This window comes from Paenibacillus sp. 01L418 (assembly GCF_056400045.1).
This window is the reverse complement of the sequence record NZ_JBFTSN010000541.1, coordinates 1-3,745: the sequence shown is the minus strand read 5'-3', so window position 1 is coordinate 3,745 and position 3,745 is coordinate 1. Positions and strand designations below refer to the sequence as shown.

The 3,745-nt window shown below is 48.5% G+C and carries 5 protein-coding genes; 1 reads left to right on the top strand and 4 read right to left on the bottom strand.

All coding sequences use genetic code 11. The features are described from left to right. Nucleotides 1-14 precede the first annotated feature (14 nt). Nucleotides 15-188, top strand: a complete 174-nt coding sequence (locus AC1DSE_RS32250) for a helix-turn-helix domain-containing protein (protein ID WP_477528834.1) — start codon at nucleotides 15-17, stop codon at nucleotides 186-188. Between the two features lie 82 nt (nucleotides 189-270). Here the strand turns inward: AC1DSE_RS32250 and AC1DSE_RS32245 are convergent, their stop codons facing one another. From AC1DSE_RS32245 to AC1DSE_RS32230, 4 genes are all read right to left on the bottom strand, one after another. Next, nucleotides 271-1,287: a metallophosphoesterase family protein gene (locus AC1DSE_RS32245; protein ID WP_477508917.1), complete on the bottom strand. Its 1,017-nt coding sequence runs from the start codon at nucleotides 1,285-1,287 to the stop codon at nucleotides 271-273. Next, nucleotides 1,284-2,114 carry an alkaline phosphatase family protein gene (locus AC1DSE_RS32240; protein ID WP_477508918.1) on the bottom strand — a complete coding sequence of 277 codons (831 nt, stop codon included), beginning with the start codon at nucleotides 2,112-2,114 and terminating at the stop codon, nucleotides 1,284-1,286. The genes AC1DSE_RS32245 and AC1DSE_RS32240 overlap by 4 nt, the downstream gene beginning before the upstream one ends. Nucleotides 2,115-2,135: 21 nt before the next feature. Beyond that, on the bottom strand, nucleotides 2,136-2,990 hold the full coding sequence (locus AC1DSE_RS32235) for an EamA family transporter (protein ID WP_477508919.1): 855 nt from the start codon (nucleotides 2,988-2,990) through the stop codon (nucleotides 2,136-2,138). A gap of 58 nt (nucleotides 2,991-3,048) precedes the next feature. Next, nucleotides 3,049-3,745, bottom strand: a 697-nt coding sequence (locus AC1DSE_RS32230; RefSeq protein WP_477528833.1) for a hypothetical protein, incomplete at its 5' end; no start/stop codon positions are given.

The following is a 3,745-nucleotide window of genomic DNA, read 5'->3' as shown; positions in this document are numbered from 1 at the left end:
ACTTAAACTACTACATGCACCTTGTTCGCATCCAAGCTGCAATCCGCCTTATCCAATCTCATCCGAATATGACCATGAAGGATATCGCGGAACAAGTCGGATACTCGAATGCCGGAACGTTCATCCGGCATTTCAAGAAAATCTCCGGAACGACGCCCACGCAGCATGTCAGGTTACAGCAGGAATAGAAATAAACAGGATACGATACTAGTAAGGAGGCCGTTGCTTTGAACGGCCTCCTTACTGTGTCTATCCGGCACTGCCGGGCCCTTAAGTTTCGAAGGTTATGATCCTGTCTACTCCCGCTCCGAACCGGGTAAAGCGCAATTCTCCCTTCGCGTAATCAATGCTGATGAGATCGAACGCCGTTTCAGTCACCGTACCGACCGTCCTTTCGGGGCTTTCGTCATAATTTCTGTAGCTGACCGCGTTAAGCGTAGATATCATCGGAACATCGTCATGATACAGCACCTGATCGATATGAACGTGTCCGAACAGGCAAGCGACGACGTGTTTACGGTTTGTTTTGATGATTTTCCAAATCTTCTCACCGTTCTCAACCTCTCCGTCGACGTACCCTTTAACCCCACGTTGAATAATAGGCAGATGCGAGAAAATGACAACTTTCCAGTTTTCGCTTTCCGGTACACCGGTAAAATCGAACACCCTATGTTCGAACCAATCGACCTGCCTGTCCGAGAAGGCGTATTCCCATTGCCCGTTTTGCTGCAGCATCCCGTCCGCTTTTATTTTGTAGAGAATATCGATGCTGTTCAACATTGCGATCCTCGTCTTTTTGTCCGGGATATCATAGTAGTAATAGAGGCCGCATTCGTTTCCCTTATCGAATGTTACCGTGCCTTCCAACGGTTTAAGCCAATTCTCGTAAGATTCAATCGGAAAGATCACATGCTCTACGCTTCCGGTTTTTCGATAGAAGTCATGTATGGAATTATCGTCGTGGTTGCCTTTCACCGGTAACAAGGGACACTCCGGTACCCGAAGCGCGTTAAGAATTTCTCTTTGCGATTGCACGACCTCCTCTTTCGGGCCGTTCTCGCTGAAATCTCCGCCGCACACGATCGCATCAAGTGGAAGCAATTGCGCCAATCGCCTAATGGCCGCTGCGGCTTGTAGCTGATTRCCTCCCGGCATATGATGCGGATCCGTATAGAAAAGCAATCGTACGATCGCATCTCCCTGATCTTTTGTTGCCTTTTGGGCCACTACCGAAAGCTCGGAACGGAAATACTCTGGAATTTCTATGTCCTGATTAAGGCGGTTCACTCGACTGCCTCCTTGAACAAGCCTGCGAGAACTTGGCCTGACCAGGTGTTCGGTGCCTCTAAACCGAGCGCTTTTACGACGACAGCAGCAGTATCTTCTATGCGAATCGGCCTCGCCTCGGTAGGGGTGGATACGTTCGGGCCTGCGCAGCCCCAGAAAATTGTCACGTCCTTCGGATGATCGCTGCCGTGATTCAACGGATCCTCGCCGCCCCCGCCATGATCCGCAAGAAATATAATTAGGCTTTCCTCCAACAAGTCCTGTTTCCGAAGAAGATCGAGAATGTTGCCCACCAATTCGTCTGTCTCTTCAATGACTTCCAAGTATAGCGGCGACCCATAACCGAAGTTATGTCCTGCCCCATCGATTCCGTCGAATTGGATGAACATGACCTTGAAGTCCGAATGCTTTTCGGCAAAGTCGGCTACTTCTCGAACCAGATGCTTATCGGCATGGACGTTTGCAATATACGTCGCAACCCCCTCTTCAATAATTCCGTCATTAATAGGCTTCCATGCGCTGAACGAGGCGATTACAGCAGACGGATCTGCTTCCTTGACGAGTCTCATAAAAGAAGGATAAGGTGAATCGGCTGGATACTTGTTCTTCTCGGCTCTTTCGTTCGTCAAGCCATGCAGCTCAGGCTTTACCCCATGAAACATAGATCCCCAACACTCCCCGCTAATGGTCGGAATCACTGTTTGGGCAGCGTAAGTAATAAATCCGCCGTCCAATGCTTGATCGATATTCGGAGTACGTGCTTGATCGATCATATTTCCGGCGCCATCCAAGCCGATAACAATTACTCTCTTCGTTAATTCCTTCACGTTAATCAGCTCCTTTATTTGTTATCCGCTCATTCCAACTACAATAATACCGGCTGTTATCGCGGAAGCTGTCACAAGTCTTCTGAACCCGCTTTTTTCTTTTAGTATCCATATTCCCAGCAAAGTAGCCATGACCGTACCCACTTCCCTAATCGGAGCCAGGTGGGACACCGGTGCTAATTCCATCGCAACGAGGAACAAGAAATAAGAGCCCGGCATCAGGATTGATCCGAGCAGGATCATTCGTTTGTTTCTTTGCCACTCGCCCGTTAACACTTGTACGTTCAGCATCGTTCGACTATTTCCTAGCATAAAACCAAAGTTGGAAACCGAAATCAGAATCAAAGGTGACACGTATTGCAAAGTCATTTTATCAATGAGCACGTAAGAAGTAATACATAACCCTACTCCCACAGCGGTCAATATAGGCTTCATCTGGAAAGGTTGACCTGCTGAGGGGACCCTCTTCCATTCACTTAGTCCCAAGATACCAATAAATATAATACTGACACCAATCCATCCCCATAAAGATAATCGCTCGCCCATAAATATGACGCTAATCAAAGGAATAAGCAGCACTCCCGTACCACGCTGAATCGGATAAACCTGCGACAAATCACCTAACGCGTACACTTTGGATAACATCCATGCATAGGTCGCTTGTGCTGTCATGGACATCAACAATAGAACATAAACCTCCGGCGGATAGCTCCTGCTCACCAATTGTGTCAGTAATAAGGGAATAAGCAGCACATTCGCCGCAATGACAATGAGGGAGAGATAGGCTTGCTTATGCTTACTTTTCTTAGTGAATAGATTCCATAGAGCATTCATTGTGCCTGACACGAGAACCAACGATACAGCGATCCACAACATACCCAAACCTTCTTTGCGATTTATTGCCTAAACAAGATAGCGACGGTCTAATCCGCATTCATGTTTTGAAGCTAAGAAAAACGTTTCCACGCTCTGCCTCGAAACGAATGCACAATGTCAACAACCAGCCTTCTTCGCAAGCGCTGTCGTCGATCGTAATCGCGAGTCCGATCCCAGAATGCTCCTCAAGCGTGTACGAAGCCGGCACCTTTATCCAGTAGTGCTCTGTCATGCCTCTCGCCCCGCACAGCTCGAGCCGCAAGCGGTTATTGTCCCAGCATTCGTCGAGCACGCTAACCGCATCCATGCTAACGTGGCGGGAAGAACCGATTAATTGTGGTCGGTTTTCGGCTTTACTTAACCCGACAATTTGGCAAGCCCCAAGCTCTAATGGATCTAACGCGATTGCTACAGAAAACTTGCCCATATAGCTTTGCTTCCAGAAATCGAATGCATGATATGCGTCACTCGGATCCAATGCCAATGCTTCAAGCTCCAGTTCAACCTCAGTTAGCGGAACAATCGCGAATCGGCCAGCTACGCACCAGCGGCGAAATGGCAGGTCGAAATGAATGGCCCAGAGCGATGCCGTCACATACGATTCCCGCATCCCGTCGTTCAAACCCAATATCGCATACGCATACTCTTCCCTCGTCTGACTAGCATTGTGCTGCGGAAGAAATAAGTCCAATGGAAAAGTCATATCCAATGGGCCGGTTTCACCTGTCATCGTCGGCAGCGAAGGGATGCAGCGC